Here is a 25,189-nt window from a genome sequence, read left to right as displayed (position 1 = left end):
AGAGCAATTCTATTAGACTGAGGGGATTGGATTTCGAGTTAGCTGCCTATTAGAGTGGCTCTATTGTACGATGAAGGACCAATTTCCAGGTTACTTGTCAACAGGTTACTTGTCAAATAGAGCATGTTCGATTGACTACAGAAGCATGAACTATATGAGGAACTCGTCTATCAAAGCAGTTTTACTCATCAAAGAATACGCAAGTAAAGTTCTTTATTAAAAATCCCCCTCCAGCACTCACACAACACTGGAGGGGGGCTTATTATTCTTCTAATGTTGAGGTGTCGCCAGTTGGTAGTCCAAGCTCCCAAGATTTTAATAGGCGACGCATGATTTTTCCGCTTCTTGTTTTTGGAATTGAGTCACGCACCTCTATTTCACGTGGTGCAGCGTGTGCGGCTAACTCTGTTTTAACGAATTTTCGTATGTCTTCCAGTAGCTCTGATGATTCCTCGTAGCCAGGATTCAAGGTAATAAATGCCTTGATGATTTCTCCGCGCTGTGGATCTGGTTTACCAATGACACCCGCTTCTGCAACTGCAGGGTGTTCGATTAATTTACTCTCGACCTCAAATGGACCCACGCGTTCTCCAGATGTATTGATGACATCATCTAAGCGGCCTTGGAACCAGAAATAACCGTCTTCATCGCGGTAGGCACTGTCACCAGAAACATACCACCCATTGATAAAATAACTTTCATATTTACCTGGGTTATTCCAAATCTGACGCATCATAGATGGCCAGCCTGCTTTAATTGCAAGATTTCCCATTTGGTTCGGTGGGATTTCATTTCCTTCATTATCGACAATCGTTGCTTCAATACCTGGTATTGGTTTACCCATAGAACCTGGACGGATTTCCTCTGACGGTAGGTTGACAATTAACTGAGCGCCTGTTTCAGTCATCCACCATGTGTCGTGAATTCGTAGATTAAATGCCTTTAATCCCCATGTAATGACCTCCGGATTTAATGGTTCACCAACACTCATAATATGACGAAGTGAAGATAGGTCGAACGTTTTCACTAGGTCCTCTCCTGCACTCACTAGCATCCGTAATGCGGTTGGTGCAGTATACCAAACCGTTACCTTATTTTTTGCTAAGGTTTCATACCAATCCTCTGGTGTGAAGCGACCACCCCGAATGACATTGGTTACACCATGTAGCCACGGAGCAAAAATTCCATAGCTTGTTCCAGTCACCCAGCCTGGGTCAGCAGTACACCAATAGATATCATCCTCTTTTAAATCAAGGACCCATTCACCCGTTGCATAATGTTGGATCATGGCATTATGGACATGGTACACACCCTTAGGCTTACCTGTGGAGCCAGAGGTGTAGTGGAGAAGCATACCATCCTCTAAGTCAACCCATTCGATATCAAAGGCATCACTTGCTTCAGCCATTTCCTTTGTAAAATCAATATATTTACCGGAATCCTCTAGATTCCCACCAACCAGTACAATTTTCTCTAAATTAGGTAATTCATCTTGTGGAACGCGTTCTAATAATTCTGGAGTGGTGATAAGCATTCTAGCTTCACTATCCTGCAAGCGATCACGTACTGCTTGCTCCATAAATGCTTCAAACAATGGACCTGCAATGGCACCAGTTTTTAATATACCGAAGAAGGTAACATAAAACTCTGGACTTCTTGGCATAAATAAAAAAACGCGGTCTCCCTTATCCACTCCATACGTTTTCAATACATTAGCAAATTGATTACTTTGTTTACTAATTTCCTCAAAAGTCAGTGTTTCTTCTCTTCCAGGTGCAGAGTATAATAGAGCAATTTGATCCTTTTTTAACGGATTTTCCGCATGACGATCAATAGCTTCATAGGCAATGTTTACCTTTCCCGTTTCATTCCAGGAAAATTTTTGATGAATATCCTCCCACTTAAAGCTAGCCCGCATTTCCTCATACTGTTGTAAATTGTGATTCCCTTTTCTTGCTGGAATTCGTTGCATGTCCATCGTATCACCTCATACATCAAGATTTTGAAACCGATTACATTTCTTAATTGTGAAATATTTAAGTATTATTTTAAAACATTTTATGACAATTTAAAAGAGTTTATTACTAATTTAATAGAATGTTTTATCAATTAGCTTTATTTAACAAAAAAATCCTCTCTAGTAAAATACTAAAGAGGTGTATTACGGTTTCCATTTAATTGATTATTAAAATAGCAATTTGTTGATAGCTCATCTGTGAATTTAGCAAATATGTACCGGGACGGATGATTGTTTGAAAATTATGTTCCCCTAAATAATCATTAAAGGCTTCGGCATCATCAACAATGCCATATTTATAAAGAATGTCAGCTACTTCTTGTGAAATCATTCCTTTTTCAATAACGAGTTTATATTCTTTTATGGTCTCTTTTTGGTTGTTTCCAGTTTGTTTATTGTCCTCTTGACTTTCCCCTGATTTAGCCGATTCATCCGGTGTATTGGACTCTACCTTATTTTCTTTTTTAATAACCTCATAATCTTGCTTTTGTAAATAAGTGATTGCATCTTCTATTGTGTATTCCTTTTCTACTACATTAGTCTTTGGGGAATTTGTGTAATAGGCATATGCTAGTATTCCTGTAGCAAATAAAACGCCTATGGAGATACCACGTAATAAATCTCTCATTCTTCATACTCCACTAATAATTCTTCTTCCAAAGCCTTTAGCCGTTTATTTATTTTATAAAATTCTACGGTTTGATTCGTACTTAATTCTTCATAGCTTGCTTCTGCATCAAACTTTTTAACTCTAAACGATACTAGGAATACAAGAATCGCAAAAACGATTAAACAAATGATTGCTATTGTCATTTACACACCTCAATTTTTCCATAATAAAAAGCACCGAATTTGAACCACTCCGGTGCTTTTAGTATACAACAATTATTTGTGAGGGTATAAAAGATTTTGAATCGTTAACTAATCTTATAGAATTATAATGTACTCTCGGCTGCATTCGAATCTATGATACACGGTTAAACGGAAGGATTAAAATGAACAATTCTCTTCTTTATGGACAGGATTTAAACAGTATTCTTATCGTGTAGAGAAAAAGCCTAACCCATTTTTTGTTAGTTCTTAAATGGACTGATACAATAAGTAATAAACGAGGTATCTATTGACAAAATGATTAACCTAAATTAATAGATGAAAGAGAGATGTGAAAAGTATCTCTTTGTAAGAAGGATTTCAAAACAGATAAGTCAGAGATATTTAATACTGTGTTTTCTAGTTGTTATATGTTTGGTATATGATATCTACAGTCGAGGAGGGAAAAAGTGAACGAACGTATACTCATTATTGAAGACGAAGTAGGACTAATTAAAATGCTAAAACGGTTGTTAGATAAGGAAGGATTTCAAGAGATATACCAGGCTGAGTCCGGTGCTGAAGCATTGAGAACGGTACAGGAGAAAAAGATTGATCTGATATTGCTCGATGTCATGCTGCCAGATACAAACGGTTTTGATTTGTGTCAACATATTAGAGAAATATCAGATGTACCCATTATCTTTTTGACAGCGCGAACGACAGATATTGACAAATTAACCGGCTTTTCTATGGGTGGCGATGACTATATAACAAAACCTTTTAATCCCCTCGAAGTAGCTGCCCGAATTAAAGCCATTCTACATCGTCAAAGGAAAGCAATAAAAGAGATGCCTCAGCTATTTGAAACAGAGCGTTTCGTGTTACATTATGACCAAGCAAGGTTGATTGTGGAAGGAAAAGAGGTAAATTGCCCAGCTAAGGAGTTCCATTTACTAAAATTTATGTGCCAACATCCCAATCAAGTTTTTAGTGTAGACCATTTATATGAAAGAGTTTGGGGAGATTATAGTATAGTGGGGAAAGAAAATACGGTCATGGTCCATATTAGTCGCCTACGCCAAAAAATCGAACAGGATCCTAAAAATCCAGAGTATTTAAAAAATGTGAGAGGATTGGGCTACATGCTAAGTAATGAAAATCAAAGGAGTCTCCAATGAAATTAGAAACCAAGATTTCATTGATATTAATTATCATTTTTTTAACCACTGGTGTTATTTTTTTTATTACCGGTTTTTCAGTCCTTTCACTATTGAATATCCCTTTAGGAATGAATGGATTGGTGACATATATTTTATTCCCAATACTATTGATTGGAATACTTATTCTGATCGGTCTGATTATCGACCGTCAAATCAGAAAGCCTCTTTTCTTTTTTATACGCTGGATTGATCAATTATCCCTTGGGATCTTTAAAAAGCCTGATACGATTAAGAATTTTTCTTTAAACAAGATAAGGTTTCGTCCATTTTTGGAACTTACATCAAAGCTCGATGGTCTAACACAACAACTCAATGCAGCAGAGAAAGAACGACAAGAGCTTGAGGAAACAAGGAAGAACTGGACCTCTGGAGTGACACATGACTTAAAAACGCCGTTATCCTACATTAAAGGTTATGCAGCCATGCTCCGCTCCGAGCATAAATGGAGTGAAGAAGAAATGAAGGATTTTGCTAAAATTATTGAAGAAAAATCATTATATATGGAACAGTTAATTGATGATTTAAGTGTTATGTATGAGTTTGATAAAATGCAAATCCCATTAGATTTTCGTACTATCAATCTAGCTACTTTTATAAAAAATGTCTTGGACGATCTTCGTCAGTACCCAATGGCTATTGACTATCCTATTCATTTAAATGTTAAGGATGAAGACGATATTTTATTATCTATTGATCAGACATTATTAAAAAGAGCATTAGAAAATTTCATTATGAATGCTATTTATCATAATCCCCGTGAAACAACGATTACTGTCTCGATAGAAAAATTAGAAGGATCAACTTTAATAGAAATTAAAGACGATGGCATCGGTATGGATGATAAAACAATCCAACAATTATTTAATCAATATTACCGAGGGACAACGACAGACAAGTCCCATCTCGGGTCAGGGTTGGGAATGTCCATTGCTAAACAGTTTATTGAAAAACAAGGAGGGCATATTAAAGTCGAAAGTGAGCGCAATAAAGGAACGAGGATAAAGATATCATTTCCTTTCAAAAATTAAGATTCTGTTAAGACACCATTTCAATGGTGTTTATTTTTTTGTTCTATATTACGTATAGAAACGAATTATTCGTGACGAACCATCCATTACTGAGTTGAAAGGAATGAACCAAATGAAGAAATCCTTATTTAGTCAAAAAAAGAACGACTTGAATCAAACGGTCAAAGTAATGTCTACTATGCTAGCAATTGATGTCGAATTTGATAGGTGGTGCAAATGTTAATTGAAGCTCAAGATATTTCAGTAGCAATTGGTGGGCGCCTTGTACTTGATGGTGAGTCGGTTCATTGTAAGCCCGGTACCATGACTGCCCTCGTGGGTGCGAGTGGGTCGGGAAAAACTACACTCCTACACTCCCTAGGATTATTGCTCCCAGTAGATAAGGGCAGCATACGAATTAACGGGAACGATGTCACAAGGTATAGCACCACCGCACGACGTCGATTTTGGCGAGATCATGCGGCCTTCGTACTTCAGGATTATGGCATTATGGATGAGGAGTCAGTTGCCTTCAATGTCACTATGCAAGCGAGCATCATTGGAAGGCGTGTCTCTGGAAATAAAGAACAGTTGATACAATCACTTGAAGAAACGGGTCTTACAGGTAGAGAAAATGAGTTGGCCGGACATCTAAGTGGAGGCGAGAAGCAGCGGCTTGCCCTGGCCCGTGCTATTTACAAGGATGCTGATGTCCTTTTTGTTGATGAGCCAACTGCTTCGCTTGATGCCGGTAATCGGCGGATGGTCATCAAACTGCTTACGGACTTCGCTCTGCGTGGTCGGACAGTCATTGTGTCAACACATGATTCCGAGATGATTGATGCGTGCAATGTCTTACATCAGGTCGGTTCCAAAGCTCGTTTCATTAAAGAAGACAAGGAGGATAATTATGAAAACAACTTCTAAAATTATTATCGGTATTGGTTTAGTACTGGTAGTAGGATCCTTTTCTTTTCTTAACGGTTGGATACCGGTAGCGCCAAAGGACACGCATCCGCCATGTGACCAACTGCCGACCGTTGCAGAGGTAATGGCTGCTTTGGACAATCACGAAAAGCTCGCCAAAGAAATAGAAAATCTAGGAGATGGGATTAAAGTAGAATTGGGTAAGCCTTGTCCAAATAATCCGGAACGGGGACTCGTCTTGGTTAGCTACAATTCAAAATCAGAGCGTGATGCCATAGACAAACTGTTCTCCACCAGTGAAGGATTTGGGGCTCCGGTTCTTTTGGAGAAACGCTAACCCTAGCTTCAACTAGTTAGCCTTAACCTTAAACATTTTCTCTCGCATGGAAAAAGAAAAGGGGGAAAGAGAGATGAATATGTACAAACGTATCATAGTAGCCGTTTCGGCAGCGCTGTTTACTTTACTTGCACTGCTGGCCGCAATCATTACCGACCTATATGATCGAGAATTTCCACAAGCTATTGGGAGCGACAGTAGGCTAACTATTAGCTTCAAGGAATCAAGTTTCTCTATCTCTGAAGCATTTTCAAAGCTAGAAGAACTCGATACACGGCTAAAGCTTGGACTAGTCAAGGTTGCCCCAGATCTGGCCAAGGAGGGAGATGGCAAGATTTTTGCAATGCTTAACGATGGAACTTTGCCTGATGCGTTTACTTGGTTCAACGGTAACGATACAGGTCAAATTGTTGGCAAAGATCAGCTTGCCAATTCCTACCCTGATGGGTTATATCTCGTGACTGGCAGTACAGATCGTTTGGGTGAACTTGAGGACACTCTGAGGGATGCGGGTGTAGATGTTAGCCGCAGGGATGCCTCAATCTTGGATAGTCTTGTATTCGTGGTTCAGGAAAAGGGATTTACAACCGTAATTCTTGCCTCGCTTGTGCTGATTTCATCACTAGCACTGTTTTGGCTATCAGTGAGGGCGCGAGGACGTGCACTTCGGGTTCTGGGTGGGTCTCCAACTAAACGAATTCTGATGCAGGACCTTACAGCGTTTGGTGGGGCATTATTTATTTCGGCTGGGACTGTAGCTATAGTAGCAGCAGGCTATGTGGGTGTTTTTCATGGCTGGATGTACGTTAGCGTCTTCCTCAAAGTACTGATTAGTCTGCAAGTCATAGTTATTGCCATTTCCCTATTTGTTGCATTTATTATGTCTGCATCTACATGGCCAAGTGCTGCCATGCTCGCTACTAGACAACCAACTGTAAAAAGCCTCCGTTCGATGGCGATTCTGATCCAGGCTCTAACATTCGTATTAGTGGTAGCTACGGTGGCCCCTGCTTGGTCTGCATATCAACACTCATCTGCTAAGGCGGCTGAAATGGCACAGTGGAAGAGACTTGCAGACCAAGTATCGATTGTGTTCGCAACAGACAATGACGAAATGGATCACACGGAAGCAATGATTGGCAACATGGTAAAGGATGCGGAATCTATTCAATCAGTGGCACTTTCTTATACTTTCACGAAGGAAATGTGGCCATCCGTTGATTTCGGTGAGTACTCCGCCGTCTCTTTCGTAAACCAGCGTTGGCTTGACTTAATCACTTTAGGTGAGCAACAACAGATTGTAGAGCCTATTTCGCACCACAACATTTCAGAAGATCTTGTTCATGAAGTCCAAGAACAGATTAATATTTTATCGAGAGAAGGTCATCCCAAGAATCTATTGGAACAACTAATATTCTTCCAACCAGTCAAGGATTCCCAACTTCCAGTGGCACAAGGGGGAGGGGGGGAAGTCTCTACTTTGGAGATGATGTCCTATTCGCTGTCGTTCCCTCGCTGTATGAAACCTTTAATGATTCTACCTTAACATCCATGATCTCGAGTAACAACATAATGTTCACTGGTGTAACAGCTACGAAACATTTATTAGAACGACACAGCCTTGATGCTCAGTCGCTACGCAATCGCGGCATTAAAGGAGAACTAGAGGTTGTTTATATTGCTGAAGAGGGAATACTACATGCACAGTTTGCCGCATACCTTGTGTGGTTACAGTTCCTTTCTCTGCTTGTACTGGCGGTTGCTTTCAGTGTTGCTACTGCAATCCGTGCATTGATCACTGCAACATTACAGGCGAAGCGTGACTTCCCATTGCGGTTGGCAGGACAGTCGTGGATGCGAATCCTACAAAGTCGCGTGATCAAGGAACTGCTTGCGGGGATAATACTCGTAATGATCGTCGTCGCCCTACAAAAACCTGACGCAATAGGAGTTCTTCTTATGACTACAGCATATGGATTGCTTCTTGTTCTACTGTCCCATCTGTTTGCCGTCCAATGGTGTTTCCATGGAGTCAGTAAGCGGAGGATTTGATTGAAATGAGCATAATCTCCGTGTATTTCCTTACTTAGGAAACACTATCATCACTTTTCATGCTCTACTTTAGAAGGAAAAGCCATAGAACCTATTGGTCTATCCGAAAAAGGGATTAACCACTGCATAAAAATAAGTAGTAATTATCTGTTAGGGCATCTCCTTTATGAAAATGGGCTAAATATAAAACATTTAGGAAAAGTTATGAAAAGCAAGGAATATATACGTCCTATTCGTATTTTTGAACTTCAAGAGGAATTAGATTATGTTAAACGAATTAAAAGTAAAATAAAAGATTTTTGTCCGAAAAATAAAGGGAGTGGCTAGTAAACATGAAGAAGTCTATTTTTTTCTCTGGAATTGATATGCTAGCTATTAGTGGGATTTTGTTCACCTTCGAAAGGTTTTATCAATTTTGGTGTTTGCGATTTATAGTTTTGATGAGGGGAAAAGTGAGTTTCCAATAGAACCTGCTATGCCTGGGATTTTTGATAACTTTTATGTGTGGTTTTTCTTGATAATTGGGCTCGTCTTCGTTTTGTTCTCTTTTTCTGTTAGACTTAAAGAAAGATAAATATAATATATTAGTAAGATTAACACGTATAACAGGACGTGTTTTTCTTTTTATAGATGCAAATCTACAGATAATCCTCTTGTAAAGGAGAAAATGGTCTTTTTATACTTATAAACAAAATGAATTCTAAGTGTCTCAATAACTTTTAAAGTAATAATTTTCCCCGATTAATAGAAAGTCTAATTTTCATTTACAAAACAAAACAAAAAACCTTGCCACAGCAAGGTCTTCACAATGCCCTCGGCAGGATTCGAACCTGCGACACACGGTTTAGGAAACCGATGCTCTATCCCCTGAGCTACGAAGGCGTAAAATAAAAGGACATAAGTTATTATACAGAACCTGTAAAATAAATTCAAAAATAAAATATTCTCTAGAATGAATACCAAATATTACTGCCTGGCCTTTTCAATACGATATAGAAGACTTTTGTCGATTATGATAAAATGATAAGATATTATATGCTGTAAGTAGTATTTTGATTGGGGGAACTAGGATGGCTGAGGTGCCATTTATCGCCATTGAAGGACCAATTGGGATTGGTAAAACATCATTAGCAAATAAGCTATCAGATCATTTTAATTTTCATTTATTACGAGAAATTGTAGAGGAGAACCCATTTCTTGGGAAGTTCTATGATGACATTGACGAGTGGAGCTTTCAAACAGAGATGTTTTTTCTATGTAATCGATTCAAGCAGCTGGAGGATATAGAAAAGAAATATTTAAAACAAAATAAGGCTGTGATCTCTGATTATCATATTTCTAAAAATATGATTTTCGCAAGACGTACACTTCAAAAAGATAAGTTTGATAAATATGAACAAATTTATCACATTTTAACACAAGATATGCCTGTACCAAATATGATGATATATTTACATGCCAGTCTTGATACCATTTTAAAACGGATCAAGATGCGGGGTAGGGAAATTGAGCAAAATATAAAACCATCATACTTAGCTCAGCTCGCTCAAGATTATGAATCATATATGAATGAATTTGAAATTATGCACCCGGAAATACCAGTAATTCGTATTAATGGGGATGAAATAGATTTTGTGAAGTATCAAAATGATTTAGATGCTATTATTTCACAGGTTCAGAACCAGCTAAATCATTTTACTACCATATCTAAATAGTACTGTTCTTATAAGTAACTAACTCTTAAAGGAGATTAAGGATGAATTTACGAGAAAAATATAATATTCCTAATGATGCTGTTATCACAATTGCTGGTACTGTTGGGGTTGGTAAATCAACCATGACGAAAGCATTAGCAGATGCTTTAAATTTTAAGACCTCCTTTGAAAAGGTGGATACAAACCCATATCTTGAAAAATTCTATGCAGATTTTGAGCGCTGGAGCTTTCATTTGCAAATTTACTTCCTAGCAGAGCGATTCAAAGAACAGAAGAGAATTTTCGAATATGGTGGCGGATTTATTCAAGACCGATCTATTTATGAAGATACCGGTATTTTTGCAAAAATGCATTATGAAAAAGGCACCATGTCACCTACCGATTACGAAACCTATACAAGTTTATTTGAATCGATGGTCATGACACCTTATTTTCCACATCCTGATTTACTAATTTACTTAGAGGGTTCATTTGAAGAAGTACTCAAACGGATTCAAGAACGTGGCCGTGAAATGGAAAAAAGCACACCAATTTCCTATTGGGAAGAAATGTTTAAACGCTACGAAAACTGGATTAATAACTTTAATGCATGCCCTATCCTAAGAATTAACATCTCCGATTATGATCTTATGGACGAGGAAACATCCATTGAACCGATCTTACAAAAAATTGGACACTTCATTCAGCAGTCCAGACGCTGGGAAACGAGAGAACTAATAAAATAATAAAAAGATGATATATCATTTCGGTATATCATCTTTTTATTTTAGCTCTATTTAAAGGTGAATATTGATAAATTAATACCTGACGAAAAGCCTTTTATATAAAGATTCACAGTTCACTATTTATGATTGAATGTCATTATGCTCTATACTTCATTTCAAACTGAGCATCCTAGCCAAAATGATGCTTAGAACACCTCTATGCTTCATTTCATTCTGCAATTTAATTCAAAATGACGCCTAGAACACCGCTATGCTTCATTTCATTCCACATTCCAGTTCAAAATGACGCCTAGAACACCTCTATGATTCATTTCATTCCACATTCCAGTTCAAAATGACGTTTAGAACACCTCTATGATTCATTCCACTCCACATTCCAATCCAAAATGACGTTTACAGCACCTCTATGCTTCATTTCACTCTGCAATCCTATCCAAAATGATGCCTAGAACACCGCTATGCTTCATTTCATTCCACATTCCAGCCCAAAATGACGCTTAGAACACCTCTATGATTCATTTCACTCTGCAATCCTATCCAAAATGACGCTTAGAACACCTCTATGATTCATTTCACTCTGCAATCCTATCCAAAGTGACGCCTAGAACACCGCTATGCTTCATTCCACTCCACATTCCAATCCAAAATGACGCCTAGAACACCTCTATCCATCATTTCATTCTACAATCCAATCCAAAATAACATTTATAACTATAATTCAATATACAGCCCTAAAAATCTCCATAAATCTAATTCCAAATAAAAAAACCGCTACTAAAGTAACGGTTTTTTATATCTCCAATATTTATGCGCTTTTAATGGAGGAGGTAGAGGGATTCGAACCCCCGCGCGGTTTGACCCGCCTGTCGGTTTTCAAGACCGATCCCTTCAGCCAGACTTGGGTATACCTCCATCACAACAAATAATAATATACAGGAATTAAATTTCATTGTCAATGAGATTTGCCTACTTTTTTCGCCAAATGAAAATAAAAAATTGTTTCGATAATTTTTAAAATAGAGAGGGGAAAACCCCTCTCTATTATTGAATGACTTCTTTGCCACCCATATAAGGAATTAATACTTCTGGTACCTTGACACTTCCGTCTTCCTGTTGGTAATTTTCTAGAATTGCTGCCACTGTACGACCAATTGCTAAGCCTGATCCATTTAGGGTATGAACAAATTCAGGCTTACCATTTGCCTCTCTTCTAAAGCGAATACCAGCACGTCTTGCTTGGAAGGCTTCAAAATTAGAGCAAGAGGAAATTTCACGGTACGTGTTTTGACTAGGAATCCAAACCTCAATATCATACTTTTTAGCTGCTGTGAAGCCTAGATCACCTGTGCACATGCTCATGACACGATATGGTAATTTTAATAGCTGTAATACCTTCTCTGCATGTCCTGTTAGCTCTTCCAACACTTGGTAAGAGTCCTCAGGCTTAACAAATTGTACAAGCTCTACTTTATTAAATTGATGCTGTCTAATTAACCCACGAGTGTCGCGTCCAGCGGAACCAGCCTCTGAACGGAAGCTGCCGCTAAATGCTACATATTTAGTTGGGAGATCTTCAGCATTTAGAATCTCATCGCGATGGTAGTTCGTTACTGGTACTTCTGCTGTCGGAACCATAAAGTAGTCCCAATCCTCTAATTTGAATGCATCCTCTTCAAACTTTGGTAGCTGTCCTGTTCCAGTCATACTAGTACGATTAACTATCGTTGGTGGTAGCATCTCGACATAACCATGCTCTTCGGAATGAAGATCCATCATAAAGCTCCATAGTGCACGTTCTAGTCTTGCTCCAAGGCCTTTATAGAACACAAATCTGCTGCCTGTTACCTTTCCAGCTCTTTCAAAATCAAGAATATCTAAATTAGTGGCTATATCCCAGTGTGCCTGAGCATCAAAGCTAAAGCTAGGAACCTCTCCCCATTTCCTTGCTTCGATATTATCCTCTTCATCCTCACCAACTGGAACGCTTTCGTGTGGAATGTTAGGAATAGATAGCATGACTGTTTCTAACGTAGCTTCAATATCTCGTAACTCATCATCATATTCCTTAATCTTGTCACCAACCTCACGCATTTCCTTAATAGCCGCATCAGCATCCTTCTTTTCCTTCTTCAGCTGGGAAATTTGTTTGGTTACCTCGTTTCGCTGAGCCTTTAAAGCTTCTGTCTTCGTAATTAACTCCCTGCGTCTTTCATCGAGTTCACCGAATCGATCAAGCTCTGATAAATCTTCACCACGATGAGTTAATTTCGCTTTAACCTCTGCAAAATTATTACGTAAATACTTCATGTCTAACATGATCATTTCCTCCTTTAAATTATTACAAAATAACAAAAAAACCCTCATCCCAAAATAGGGACGAGAGTTTATATTCCCGCGTTGCCACCCTTGTTGAAGAGAAATCTCTTCCGGCTCTATTCGTGTTAACGGTACGAATCCGGGTTTACTTACTATGGTTCGGTAAACCAGTTCAAGGATGGATTCATAGTATACCTACATCGATTTTCACCAACCATCGACTCTCTTTTGGTAAGCAACACTATTACTATTTCCTATCATAACTTTTATTTCATTTTAATTAAGATATATCATAGCTAATTTTTTGCTAAGATGCAAGTTTTCATACGAAAATCTTAATAATTAGGAGAACCAACCTTTTACTGTGTCCACGATGCTTGAGAAGATTCCACTAAAGAAATCACCGATTGCACCCAGTGTAAGCATAAACCAGTTTGATTTTTCCACTGATTCATCTGCAACTAAATCTACTGATAAATGATCACTATTAAAGATATAACCGTAATCACTATCACCAGTGTACACGAGTTCAGCAGTACCAATTTTCTCACCTTTTTTAACTGGTGCTACTAATTGTCCATCTTTATTTAGCTTATCTTTATTTATTTTATATTCAACTTTATAGAGCTCTTCATCCCCATTATTAATCGGTAGGGTGAATCCCTCTTTAAGTGAAATATTTACTGTTTTTTCCTTACCTTTTGCTACTGGAAGTGTCTTTTGCTTTTTCAACTGATAACCAGCAGGGAAAAGCTCCTTATACGTAAATTTTCCAAAACCATAATCCATTAGCTTTGCAGTTTGTTCAAAACGAGCTGCTTTACTATCTGTACGCATCACAACAGAGATTAAACGTGTTCCATTGCGTTCAGCAGTTCCTGTAAATGTATAGCCAGCTAAACCTGTATAGCCTGTCTTCAATCCATCCATGCCTTCATAATAAAATTGTTTGAGATAGGTTGCCTTATGCGGAAGCATCCAGTTTAAATTCTCTACCTTATAACCTTCAAAATCATCCTCAATTCTACTTGAAATATCAAGTGCATGTGGAAAATCGTTAATTAAATTGTAGGCTAGAAGCGCAAGTGATCTTGCTGATAAAAGATCTGTTCCATTCGGATCTGTACCTTCTGGATGGTTTTCACCAAGGGAGCTATTGTCTAGTCCCGTGGAATTTACAAATTTATAATCTGGAAGGCCCATTTCTTCAGCCTTCTTATTCATGCGCTTAACAAATTCTCCCTCAGAACCGGAAACTAATTCAGCAAGTGCGATCGTTGTCCCATTATCAGAGAAAATAGCCATCGCTTCATATAGTTCTTTTACGCTATAGTTTTTGTCCTGCGTTAATCCGATTCCGGAAAACTCTGGATTAGCAGAAATGCTATACGCATAATCACTAATTTGGGTTGTGGTTTCCCAAGTAATTTCCCCATTTTCAATTGCTTCCAACACAAGGTATTCTGACATCATCTTTGTCATACTTGCTGGTGGAAGGGCGATATCAGGGTCTTTCGCATATAAGACCTTCCCCGTTTTTGCATCAACTAAAATGGCTGACTCAGCATCTAATTCTAATTCAGCTGCTTGTGTAAGTATTGGTTGTCTAATTAACGATGCTGTTGTGACTAGTACAACAAGTAACGCCATAAATAATTTTGAATAGATCTGTTTCACCTTTTTTAAACCTCCACCCCTGTATTTACATTCATTATGTCTGTTTTTAGAACACCTTTAGTATTTTATCATAGATTAGTATAAAAAAATAGACGGGCAAATTGCCCATCCTTATAGAATTATTTGGTAAATTTAGCTTTCTATGGAGTAGTTCGGTGCTTCTTTCGTTATTTGTACGTCATGTGGATGACTTTCTCTTAATCCAGCATTTGTAATACGGATAAATTGTGCTTCTGTACGTAGTGCCTCAATTGTCGGTGCTCCGCAATAACCCATTCCTGAGCGTAAGCCTCCAATTAATTGATGAACCGTATCTGCTAATGGCCCCTTATAGGCAACTCTTCCTTCAATTCCTTCAGGTACTAGCTTCTTCGTATCCTCAGCATCTTGGAAATAGCGATCCTTTGATCCAGCTTTCATTGCTGCTACAGATCCCATTCCCCGATATACCTTGTAACGTCTTCCTTGGAAAATCTCTGTTTCGCCTGGGCTTTCCGATACCCCAGCAAAAAGACTTCCTAGCATAACAGCATGTGCTCCAGCAGCAATTGCTTTCGTAATATCTCCAGAATACTTAATACCACCATCAGCGATTACTGGTACACCATATTCCTTCGCAGCAATTGCACAATCATAAATGGCTGTTATTTGCGGTACACCAACTCCAGCGACAACACGGGTTGTACAAATCGATCCTGGACCAATTCCGACCTTAACAATGGTTGCTCCAGCTTCGATTAATGCCTTTGTAGCCTCAGCGGTAGCAACATTCCCAGCTATAATATCTAGTTCTGGATATGCAGCTCGTACCCTTTTAACCTGCTCTATTACACCCTGTGAATGACCGTGTGCTGTATCAATGACAATTACGTCTACACCAGCAGTTACTAATGCTTCTATTCGTTTCATCGAATCTCCTGTCACACCAACAGCTGCGCCAACAAGTAGACGTCCTTGTGCATCCTTTGCTGCATTTGGAAATTCAATCACCTTTTCAATATCTTTTATCGTAATTAAGCCTTTTAAAACACCTTTTTCATTTACTAAAGGTAGCTTTTCAATTTTATACTTTTGTAAGATTTTCTCTGCTTCTTCCAGTGTCGTTCCAACTGGTGCTGTTACAAGATCTTCACTTGTCATCACATCTGCAATAGAAATCGAATAATCCTGGATAAAGCGTAAATCCCGATTCGTAATAATTCCTACTAGCTTTTTCTCATCCTCATTGTTCACAATAGGAACACCAGAAATGCGATATTTTCCCATTAAATGCTCTGCAGCAAATACTTGATGCTCTGGTGTTAAAAAGAATGGATTGGTAATTACGCCACTTTCTGAGCGTTTTACCCGATCAACCTGCTCTGCCTGTTCTTCGATGGACATATTTTTATGAATAATCCCTAGGCCACCCTGTCTCGCCATAGCAATAGCCATTGTCGCTTCTGTTACAGTATCCATTCCAGCACTTATTATAGGCGCATTCAGCTTTAAATTCGGACTTAAAATAGTGCTAACACTTACTTCACGAGGTAAAACTTCTGACTTCGCTGGTAATAGTAATACATCATCAAAGGTTAACCCTTCTTTTGCAAACTTATCTGTTCTCATTTTATATCCTCCTTTATTGTGATCGTAGGTAAACAGTTACAGAATAATTCTTTTCTAGATGGAAAAGCTATATGTCATATCTATTGTTTTCTACAATACGCCAACCTATTAAGTATTTCAATAAGGGATAATTGAAAAAATGAAGTTGTTATTTTCTAATTTTTCGGTAAAAGAGAAGGGTTATTTTATGTTCGTTAACGATAATATTGCTTCCATCTATACTTATTTGCAATCACAGCAGACAGCACAAAATTATTTGTATCAATGCTATCAAAAAATCAATCCAATGGATGCAGAAAAAAAAAGCTATGAGAATTGTAATGTATTTATGTATTGCCTCGATCATGGATTAAGATATTATGCGGCTGGTGAAAAATTAGATCCGGTCCTACAGCCTGTCATGTTTTTTTATGGAATGACACATTTATTAAAAGCTCTGTTACTAACGAAACGAACGAATTACCCAGAATCAACGACTGTTTTAGCACATGGTGTATCAGCGAGAAAGCGAAAGAAAAAGAATTATAGCTTTCTGGAGGATGAAGTTAAAATCCAACATAATGGCTTATTTCCATACTTTTCTGAGCACCTTTTTCAGATTAAAAAAATTCCCTTTGAAAAAGTATCAATGAGGTCACTTCTTAGCCTAATTCCTGAGCTTACCCAATATTTTCATTTTGAGAAGATCATTAATCTAACGAAAATAGGGACAACAGGGAGTGCCATATTACGGTTACCAAAAAATCTATGTGATGCCTATCATCTAACAGAGAATGCACTGATTACTAAATTAGCTAAATACCTGCCTACCATTATTCATACAAAATTTACCCCGGAACATATCATTATTGAGCTGAAAGAACCGTTAACAGGACGGTCAGGACCATTTCAAATTGGTATGGATAACGCTATCTTCCTACCAACAGACCGTAACCTTTTCTTTCCAATATCCGAAGTAATGGTTCATTATTTAATTTTATATAATCTCAGTATGCTATCCCGTTATGAAGCAGAATGGTGGGGAGAACTTCTCACTACAAAACCGGATATTGATTTTCCTTTTATAACCGGATTTTTAACGATTACGCAAAGGAAAATACCTTCTATCATTGGTTCACATTTCCTAAAAGGATGATATGTAAAGTTATGGTTAGAAGGTATATAGAAAAAGAGTCCAATTCCTTGCTGCTATACAGCATCCTTACAAGGAATTAAACCCTATTACAAAATTTCACTGATAAACAATGAAAGACTATTGCTTAATGTAATAATTTCATCATTCTCCAGTCTTACAATTGGCCTTGTAGGGTTATTTTGTTCAATAAAGACAATTTCCCCCACCTGGTTATTCGATAATAAAACCTTCGTGCCAATGGAAAAGTTAGCAATGGCATCAACGAATACTTGTACAACCCTAGGATCAATTTTACTAAACTGCTCCTTTTGAAGCTCTTCGATAACTTTGAAAGGAGACTGCTTTTTTCGATAGCTACGTTCACACGTCATCGCATGATAAATATCACTAACAGCTATAATTCTAGCATATCGGTGAATTTTTTCATTGGAAAGACCTAGTGGGTATCCGCTTCCATCCATGCGTTCATGATGCTGTAATACAGCTAGTTTAACGGAATATGGGATCGATGCAATATGTTCTACCATTCGATACGAAAAGGTTGGATGATTTCTAATCTCCAGTTTTTCCTCATCTGTTAGCTGCCCTTCTTTGTAAAAAGCAAAGTTCCCCAGTTTAGCCATTCCTACATCACTTAGTAATCCCGCTAACCCAATTTGGTACCATTCGCCTTTTGAATAGCCCATTTTTTTACCTAAATAGGCACTTAAAATAGAGACGGATACACTATGATGGTAAAAATAATCCTGTTTATTTGCAAAGTGATGAAGTGTATACACTGCAGATGCAATGTCTTCCATTCGATCAATTAATGGCAGGATTAAATTTCGAACAGCAAAATTATTTATCGGTAAATTACGCTTCCAAGAATCAAATAGTTTTTTATACTCTTCCACCACATATAAATAATGGTCCTTGAACGGTAGTTTCGAAACTTGCGTATTGGCTTCTATTTCTTTTTCTTCTACTGGTTCACTTTCTATTCTTTCTTCTGGCTTATACATGCTATCATTTTCCAATCGCTCTGAAACCTCTACCTGATCTACTAGAAATTTATCAAGGATGAAAATATGTTCTTCCGTTAACACTGTCTTATGTGGGATAATTGGTCGATTTGTCTTCCCTATAACATCACGTAAAAGGATACAGCCTGGTACTAATTGTGATGGTGATACACGCATTTTCTACCCCTCCGTTTAAGAAATAGCAGCTGAGACATAAAAACGATTAACTAAAGAAGCGAATAATCTTCTGTTAGCGGATGAAAAATAGGTAGACTCCTTGATAAAAACTTTTTCTCACGAAGGTGAAATCGCTATCAATGTAGTCCTTGATTTTCGGTAGAACAGGTATCAGTAAAACCGCGAAGTAAAGCCTTGCTTCTACCGAGTAAGCAATAAGTTGCGAGGTGTAAAACTTCCCTGAAGTAATTTGCAACACGACGAGCATACAGCACGAGGAGGCTCACCAATCGTCCAGCGGTAAAGCAGACACGACGATGATCCTCTCGAGCAGATATTGCCCCTATACTGGAAGTGAAAGAATAGTATTTTTCCAGAGTGGGTTTTGCACCAAGTTAATTGTTCGGATTATTGATTAGTACTACCCCATTTGTTCCAGCCATTTTATTATTTCTCGATACTCTATTCGATTTCTTCTGTATCAGTTTCAACGGATTCATAAGCAATCTCTTCTACATCAGCAGATTCTTCTTCATCCTTTTCACGCTCAATTTTTGCAACAGTCGCCACTTCTTCATCATCTTGAAGACGAATTAAGCGAACACCACGAGTATTTCTACCAGTTTGCGAAATACCTTCTACAGGAATTCGAATTAGTACACCGGCTGCTGTAATTAGCATGATATCTTCTTCTCCAGTTACTGCCTTAACGGCTACAATATGACCTGTCTCTTCTGAGAGCTTGGCTGTAAATATTCCCTTACCTCCACGATTCGTAATTCGATATTGATCCTCTGGTGAGCGTTTTCCAATACCTTTATTCGTTACATGAAGGATTTGTAAGCCTTCCTCGAGAATTTCCATAGAAACTACTTCATCATCGCCACGTAAGGAAATACCACGAACACCCGCAGCAGTTCTCCCCATCAATCTAACCTGCTCTTCAGGGAAACGAATCAAATAGCCATTCTTTGTTGCAATCATAATATCTTTTGTACCGTCTGTTAATCGTACAGAAATTAGTTCATCATCATCACGTAATCCAAGTGCGATTAATCCACCTTTACGAATGTTAGCGAATTGAGAAAGGGAAGTACGTTTAGAAATTCCTCTTCTTGTTGTAAAGAAGAAATTCCAATCCTCTCTAAACTCGTTAACAGAAATTACTGCATTAATCCACTCTTCTTTTTCAATTTGTAATAGATTAATGATTGGAAGACCTTTCGCCGTACGGCTATATTCTGGTATTTCATAGCCCTTCACCTTGTAAACTTTTCCTTTGTTCGTAAAGAATAAAATCGTATCGTGAGTAGAGGTCGAAACGAGATGTTCTACAAAGTCATCCTCATGTGTACCCATTCCCTGAATTCCACGTCCACCACGCTTTTGTACACGGTATGTTGATGAAGGTAGTCGTTTAATATAGCCCTTATGTGTAAGCGAAATGATAATATTCTCTTCAGGGATTAAATCCTCATCTTCAAATAAATCGGCTCCACCAATCGTTATTTCAGTTCTTCTTTCATCTCCGTATTTTTCTTTAATCTCTGTTAGTTCTTCACGGATGATTTCTAGAACCTTTTCTTCATCAGCTAGAATAGCTTTTAATTCTTCAATTAGCTGTAAAAGCTCATTGTATTCATTTTCAATCTTCTCACGTTCTAATCCAGTTAAGCGCTGTAGTCTCATGTCCAGAATAGCCTGTGCCTGCTTTTCTGATAAATTAAAGCGCGTCATTAGACCGTCACGGGCAATATCTGCCGTTTTCGAATTACGGATTAGTGAAATAACCTCGTCCAAATGATCAAGGGCAATTCGTAATCCCTCTAAAATATGAGCACGGGCTTCTGCTTTTCTTAATTCAAAGGCTGTGCGTCGCTTAATAATCACCTTTTGGTGATCTAAGTAATGAATTAGACATTCTTTTATATTTAATACCCTTGGTACGCCATCAACTAGTGCCAAGGTATTAACTCCGAATGTTGTTTGTAATGCTGTATATTTATAAAGGTTATTCAATAGGACATTCGCATTAACATCACGGCGTAATTCCATGACAATTCGCATACCATTACGATCTGATTCATCTCGTAAATCAGTTATACCCTCAATCCGCTTATCACGAACTAGCTCAGCAATTTTTTCTATTAGCTTTGCTTTATTGACCTGATAAGGAAGCTCTGTCACAAGTATGGTAGACTTTCCATTGGCATGCTCTTCAATTTCAACCTTTGCACGAATGGTAATGGATCCTTTACCAGTTTCATATGCTCTGCGAATACCGCTTCGACCTAGAATAATTCCAGCTGTAGGAAAATCTGGTCCAGGTAAATAATCTTCCATAATCTCATCAATTGTAATATCTGGATCCTTACTTACTGCAAGAACAGCATCAATTGTTTCTCCAAGATTATGTGGTGGAATATTCGTAGCCATCCCAACAGCAATCCCTGAAGCTCCATTTACGAGTAAATTCGGAAAGCGAGATGGAAATACAACTGGTTCGCGTTCTGAACCATCATAGTTATCCTGGTAATCGATCGTGTCCTTATTAATATCACGTAGAAGCTCCATTGAAAGTTTTGACATTCTCGCCTCTGTATAACGCATCGCTGCTGCTGAATCACCATCTACAGAACCGAAGTTACCATGTCCATCAACTAAAGGATTTCGATAACTGAAATCCTGTGCCATACGTACCATCGCCTCGTAAACCGCTGAATCACCGTGTGGGTGATATTTACCAATTACTTCTCCAACGATACGAGCTGACTTTTTGTACGCTTTATCCGAATGCATACCAAGGTCATTCATTGCATATAATATTCTTCGATGTACAGGCTTCATCCCATCTCTTACATCTGGTAACGCACGAGAGACAATTACACTCATTGCATAGTCAAGGAAGGATGTACGTACTTCCTGACTGATATTTATTTCTTGTACACTTTGACGTTCCTGATCCGCCATAGATATAAAACCTCCTGATCATGTCGTTACCATCAAAGACGAAGATAACGACATCTAAGAAAAACAAGTTTGTATTTCTGCTATCCGTTTATTTGTTAAATATCTAAATTCTTTACATATTGGGCATTTTCTTCAATAAATAGTCGACGTGGCTCTACTTTATCACCCATTAGCATATCGAATACATGATCTGCATCGATTGCATCAGTAAGCTCAACTTGAAGTAATGTCCGATTACTAGGGTCCATTGTTGTTTCCCAAAGCTGTTCAGCATTCATTTCTCCAAGACCTTTGTAACGCTGTAGGCCTGGCTTTGGAGCTTGTGGTAAACTTGCTAATATTTTTTCAAGCTCTTTATCATCATACGCATAATAGATTGCTTTCCCCTGCTGCACCTTATAAAGCGGTGGTTGTGCAATGTAAACATAGCCATGCTCGATTAATGGACGCATAAATCGATAGAAGAAGGTTAAAAGTAATGTCCGAATATGGGCTCCATCCACATCAGCATCTGTCATAATAACAATTTTATGGTATCTTGCTTTTGTAATGTCGAAATCATCACCAATACCTGCTCCTAGTGCAGTTATCATAGAACGCACTTCATTATTGGATAAAATTCGATCGAGTCGGGCTTTTTCCACGTTTAAAATCTTACCACGCAATGGTAAGATTGCTTGAAAATGACGATCCCTACCTTGCTTCGCTGATCCACCCGCTGAGTCACCCTCTACGATATAAAGTTCACTAATTTCAGCATCCTTGGAAGAGCAATCAGCTAATTTTCCTGGCAGATTAGAAATTTCAAGTGCACTTTTTCTTCTTGTAAGGTCACGTGCTTTTTTTGCTGCTGCACGTGCACGTGATGCCATCATCCCTTTTTCTACAATCGTTTTACCGATAGAAGGGTTTTCAAGTAGAAATTTCAAGAATAATTCACTAAAAATGGAATCTGTTATCGCACGAACTTCACTATTTCCTAGCTTTGTTTTCGTTTGTCCCTCAAATTGTGGGTTTGGATGTTTGACAGAGACAATTGCGGTAATTCCCTCTCGAACATCATCACCAGTTAAATTGGCTTCATTTTCTTTCATTAACCCATTCTTACGTGCATAATCATTGATGACGCGAGTTAAGCCTGTCTTAAACCCAGACTCATGTGTTCCACCTTCATACGTATGGATATTGTTGGCAAACGAATAAATATTGTAATTAAATCCATCGTTATATTGAATGGCAACCTCCACAGAGATTCCTTGATCTTGTCCTTCAGCATAGAAAGGCTCGTGTAAGACTTCTTTATTGCGGTTAATATATTCCACATACTCACTTATTCCACCTTCGTAGTGGAACGATTGAGGTTCTTCATTCGTACGCTTATCCTCAATACTAATGCGAATTCCTTTATTTAAAAATGCTAGTTCACGAACACGCTGTACTAACGTATCTAAATCAAATGTTGTGGTTTCTGTAAAAATCTCTGGGTCTGGCTTAAAGTGGATGGTTGTACCAGTACGATCTGTCTCACCAATTACTTCTAGTTCCTTAACGGGTACGCCTCGTTCAAACCCTATAAAATGCACCTTGCCATCAAGGTGAACATAGACCTCTAGATTCGTTGATAGTGCGTTAACGACAGAAGCTCCAACACCGTGCAATCCACCAGAAACCTTATAGCCTCCGCCACCAAATTTACCACCAGCATGTAGTACAGTCATAATAACTTCAACTGCTGGTTTACCGGTCTTTTTCTGAATACCAACAGGTATCCCACGACCATTATCCTTAACGGTAATACTATTATCTTCCTCGACAATTATTTCAATATGATCACAATATCCTGCTAATGCTTCATCAATACTATTGTCTACGATTTCCCAAACTAAGTGATGGAGACCCTTTTCACTTGTTGAACCAATATACATACCAGGTCTTTTGCGAACTGCTTCTAAGCCCTCAAGAACTTGTATCTGATCGGCATTATATTCTTGTTCTACTTTTACATTTTCTTCCATTGCCATTATTCCACCTACAATCTACCTAAAGTATTTACTCAAACAAATCGCTCGAATAATCTTCAAGTTTACTTATTGTTGAAATCATGCTTGCGCGTTTTTTTAATGTAGCAACTGATAGTGTGCTCACATATAATTGGTTATCTGTTATTACAACTGATTTTGCATCCTCCCGAGGTCCAATTATTCCTGTAGAATTTTTCATCATCTCCTCCATAATGGTAGAGGATGAAATAATATGATAGTCAATGATGGAAACAATATCCTTTGACCGTATGACGTTACCATTTCCAATATGAATAAACAAAATATCTCCCCACATTCCAAAAGACTCGGGTTAGCTTCATCTATTAAAGGAATACAGTCCCATTAGTAACACGGAAAATTTCTGCCTTTTTTAAAGTTTCATGATGAATACCATCTACACTAGTTGTTGATACAAAGGTTTGAACCTTTCCTTGAATTGTATTTAACAAATGAGACTGTCTGTAATCATCTAGTTCACTCAAGACATCATCCAAAAGTAAAATTGGATATTCGCCTACTTCATTGAAGATAAGGTCAATTTCAGCAAGCTTAATAGATAAGGCTGTTGTTCGTTGCTGGCCCTGAGACCCATAGGTTTGTACATCCTTACCGTTAACATAAAAAAGAATGTCATCTCGATGTGGTCCAATTAAGGTAGTGCCACGTTCCATTTCTTTATCTTGTATTTGCTTAAATTTTTCCAAAAAGCTACTTTCTATTTTTTCCTTACTAGCACCTTCTAATACTTCTATCGTTGGTGAGTATACGATTTCAAGCTCTTCTAGCTCATGGCTTATACCATGATGAATTGGTTTTGCCCATTTCCGTAATAACTCTAGAAAAACAAACCGCCGCTCTAAAATGGTGCTTGCATGTTCAACTAACTGCTCTGTTAGAATATGCAGCATAACAAGGTTTTTATTTTGCTCTCGTTGCATTTGCTTTAATAAATGATTACGCTGCTTTAGTATTTTTTGGAACTGTCCGAGGTGATAAATATAGCGTGGTTGTATTTGACCAAGTTCCATATCGATAAATCTTCTCCGGATCTGCGGTGGACCCTTTACTAATGTCAAATCCTCAGGGGCAAACATGACAACATTTAATACACCAATATAATCACTTAATTTTCGCTGTTCTAAATGATTTAACCTAGCTTTTTTTCCTTTGTTAGATATTACTATTTCAAGCGGTATAGAGGTTGCACGCTTTTTAATCCTACCTTCTATTTTAGCATAATCCTCATCCCAGCGGATTAATTCTTTTTCCTTGGAGGTTCGATGTGACTTTGTAAACGCTAGTAAATAGATTGCTTCCATGAGGTTTGTTTTTCCTTGCGCATTCTCTCCAATGATGACATTTACTTTATCATCAAACGGAATATCTAGTTTTTGGTAGTTACGATAATTCGTTAATTTTAATTCTTCAATATGCATTTTTTATTCCT

General features: G+C 38.0%; 20 protein-coding genes, 2 tRNA genes and 1 other annotated feature. Of the genes, 9 read left to right on the top strand and 13 right to left on the bottom strand.

Translation table 11 applies throughout. The annotated features are described in order from the left end of the window. Positions 1 to 262: 262 nt before the first annotated feature. The 3 genes from acsA to HNR27_RS15220 form a co-directional block, all read right to left on the bottom strand. Positions 263 to 1,978, bottom strand: coding sequence for an acetate--CoA ligase (gene acsA / locus HNR27_RS15230; protein WP_429340390.1), 1,716 nt, complete (start codon positions 1,976 to 1,978; stop codon positions 263 to 265). 196 nt (positions 1,979 to 2,174) lie between these two features. Next, a complete protein-coding gene (locus tag HNR27_RS15225; protein WP_429340389.1) occupies positions 2,175 to 2,645 on the bottom strand; it encodes a hypothetical protein in 471 nt (156 codons plus the stop codon). Next, positions 2,642 to 2,830: a hypothetical protein gene (locus tag HNR27_RS15220; RefSeq protein WP_429340388.1), complete on the bottom strand. Its 189-nt coding sequence runs from the start codon at positions 2,828 to 2,830 to the stop codon at positions 2,642 to 2,644. Before HNR27_RS15220 ends, HNR27_RS15225 begins: the two co-directional genes overlap by 4 nt. Positions 2,831 to 3,297: 467 nt before the next feature. Here HNR27_RS15220 and HNR27_RS15215 point away from each other — a divergent pair, with 467 nt between their 5' ends. The 6 genes from HNR27_RS15215 to HNR27_RS15190 all read left to right on the top strand — a co-directional run bounded on the left by HNR27_RS15215 (position 3,298) and on the right by HNR27_RS15190 (position 8,373). Further along, positions 3,298 to 4,008 carry a response regulator transcription factor gene (locus HNR27_RS15215; RefSeq protein WP_429340387.1) on the top strand — a complete coding sequence of 237 codons (711 nt, stop codon included), beginning with the start codon at positions 3,298 to 3,300 and terminating at the stop codon, positions 4,006 to 4,008. Then, positions 4,005 to 5,078, top strand: coding sequence for a sensor histidine kinase (locus tag HNR27_RS15210; protein WP_429340386.1), 1,074 nt, complete (start codon positions 4,005 to 4,007; stop codon positions 5,076 to 5,078). The genes HNR27_RS15215 and HNR27_RS15210 overlap by 4 nt, the downstream gene beginning before the upstream one ends. A 216-nt stretch (positions 5,079 to 5,294) precedes the next feature. Continuing rightward, positions 5,295 to 5,984 carry an ABC transporter ATP-binding protein gene (locus tag HNR27_RS15205; RefSeq protein ID WP_429340385.1) on the top strand — a complete coding sequence of 230 codons (690 nt, stop codon included), beginning with the start codon at positions 5,295 to 5,297 and terminating at the stop codon, positions 5,982 to 5,984. Next, positions 5,968 to 6,321: a hypothetical protein gene (locus tag HNR27_RS15200; protein ID WP_212921664.1), complete on the top strand. Its 354-nt coding sequence runs from the start codon at positions 5,968 to 5,970 to the stop codon at positions 6,319 to 6,321. The genes HNR27_RS15205 and HNR27_RS15200 overlap by 17 nt, the downstream gene beginning before the upstream one ends. Before the next feature lie 73 nt (positions 6,322 to 6,394). Further along, positions 6,395 to 7,867 carry a hypothetical protein gene (locus HNR27_RS15195; protein ID WP_429340384.1) on the top strand — a complete coding sequence of 491 codons (1,473 nt, stop codon included), beginning with the start codon at positions 6,395 to 6,397 and terminating at the stop codon, positions 7,865 to 7,867. Positions 7,868 to 7,893: 26 nt separating this feature from the next. Further along, positions 7,894 to 8,373 carry a hypothetical protein gene (locus HNR27_RS15190; protein WP_429340383.1) on the top strand — a complete coding sequence of 160 codons (480 nt, stop codon included), beginning with the start codon at positions 7,894 to 7,896 and terminating at the stop codon, positions 8,371 to 8,373. Positions 8,374 to 9,182: 809 nt separating this feature from the next. On the opposite strand, the gene HNR27_RS15185 is transcribed toward HNR27_RS15190, so the two are convergent. Further along, a tRNA-Arg gene (locus tag HNR27_RS15185) sits at positions 9,183 to 9,255 on the bottom strand. A gap of 188 nt (positions 9,256 to 9,443) precedes the next feature. Between HNR27_RS15185 and HNR27_RS15180 the strand changes: the two genes are divergently transcribed. Continuing rightward, complete coding sequence (locus HNR27_RS15180) at positions 9,444 to 10,088, top strand: deoxynucleoside kinase (RefSeq protein ID WP_212921665.1); 645 nt, start codon at positions 9,444 to 9,446, stop codon at positions 10,086 to 10,088. 41 nt (positions 10,089 to 10,129) lie between these two features. Then, on the top strand, positions 10,130 to 10,813 hold the full coding sequence (locus HNR27_RS15175; RefSeq protein WP_212921666.1) for a deoxynucleoside kinase: 684 nt from the start codon (positions 10,130 to 10,132) through the stop codon (positions 10,811 to 10,813). A gap of 819 nt (positions 10,814 to 11,632) precedes the next feature. On the opposite strand, the gene HNR27_RS15170 is transcribed toward HNR27_RS15175, so the two are convergent. From HNR27_RS15170 to guaB, 4 genes are all read right to left on the bottom strand, one after another. Beyond that, positions 11,633 to 11,725, bottom strand: a tRNA-Ser gene (locus tag HNR27_RS15170). Between the two features lie 129 nt (positions 11,726 to 11,854). Continuing rightward, positions 11,855 to 13,129, bottom strand: coding sequence for a serine--tRNA ligase (gene serS / locus HNR27_RS15165; protein WP_212921667.1), 1,275 nt, complete (start codon positions 13,127 to 13,129; stop codon positions 11,855 to 11,857). A gap of 53 nt (positions 13,130 to 13,182) precedes the next feature. Further along, positions 13,183 to 13,399: a binding site (T-box leader), on the bottom strand. Positions 13,400 to 13,471: 72 nt separating this feature from the next. After that, on the bottom strand, positions 13,472 to 14,806 hold the full coding sequence (locus HNR27_RS15160; protein WP_429340382.1) for a D-alanyl-D-alanine carboxypeptidase family protein: 1,335 nt from the start codon (positions 14,804 to 14,806) through the stop codon (positions 13,472 to 13,474). A 132-nt stretch (positions 14,807 to 14,938) separates the two neighbouring features. After that, positions 14,939 to 16,414, bottom strand: a complete 1,476-nt coding sequence (gene guaB, locus HNR27_RS15155; RefSeq protein WP_429340381.1) for an IMP dehydrogenase — start codon at positions 16,412 to 16,414, stop codon at positions 14,939 to 14,941. A gap of 187 nt (positions 16,415 to 16,601) precedes the next feature. Here guaB and HNR27_RS15150 point away from each other — a divergent pair, with 187 nt between their 5' ends. After that, entirely contained in the window at positions 16,602 to 17,549 is a 948-nt protein-coding gene (locus tag HNR27_RS15150; RefSeq protein WP_429340380.1) for a YaaC family protein, read from the top strand. A gap of 86 nt (positions 17,550 to 17,635) precedes the next feature. Here HNR27_RS15150 and HNR27_RS15145 read toward each other — a convergent pair whose 3' ends face one another. From HNR27_RS15145 to recF, 5 genes are all read right to left on the bottom strand, one after another. Next, positions 17,636 to 18,730, bottom strand: a complete 1,095-nt coding sequence (locus HNR27_RS15145) for an HD-GYP domain-containing protein (protein ID WP_429340379.1) — start codon at positions 18,728 to 18,730, stop codon at positions 17,636 to 17,638. A gap of 462 nt (positions 18,731 to 19,192) precedes the next feature. Continuing rightward, positions 19,193 to 21,700: a DNA gyrase subunit A gene (gyrA, locus tag HNR27_RS15140; protein WP_212921671.1), complete on the bottom strand. Its 2,508-nt coding sequence runs from the start codon at positions 21,698 to 21,700 to the stop codon at positions 19,193 to 19,195. 95 nt (positions 21,701 to 21,795) lie between these two features. Further along, positions 21,796 to 23,715 (bottom strand): DNA topoisomerase (ATP-hydrolyzing) subunit B, encoded by a 1,920-nt coding sequence (gene gyrB / locus HNR27_RS15135; RefSeq protein ID WP_373306350.1) that lies wholly within the window; start codon positions 23,713 to 23,715, stop codon positions 21,796 to 21,798. A gap of 34 nt (positions 23,716 to 23,749) precedes the next feature. Continuing rightward, positions 23,750 to 24,022 (bottom strand): extracellular matrix regulator RemB, encoded by a 273-nt coding sequence (gene remB / locus HNR27_RS15130; protein ID WP_429340378.1) that lies wholly within the window; start codon positions 24,020 to 24,022, stop codon positions 23,750 to 23,752. 43 nt (positions 24,023 to 24,065) lie between these two features. Beyond that, positions 24,066 to 25,178, bottom strand: coding sequence for a DNA replication/repair protein RecF (gene recF, locus HNR27_RS15125; protein WP_429340377.1), 1,113 nt, complete (start codon positions 25,176 to 25,178; stop codon positions 24,066 to 24,068). Positions 25,179 to 25,189 lie beyond the last annotated feature (11 nt).

Origin of the sequence: Ornithinibacillus bavariensis, assembly GCF_050433565.1 — a bacterium.
Classification (GTDB): domain Bacteria; phylum Bacillota; class Bacilli; order Bacillales; family Amphibacillaceae; genus Ornithinibacillus; species Ornithinibacillus bavariensis.
The sequence above is the reverse complement of the archived record's forward strand: the minus strand, read 5'-3'. Positions and strand labels throughout refer to the sequence as shown.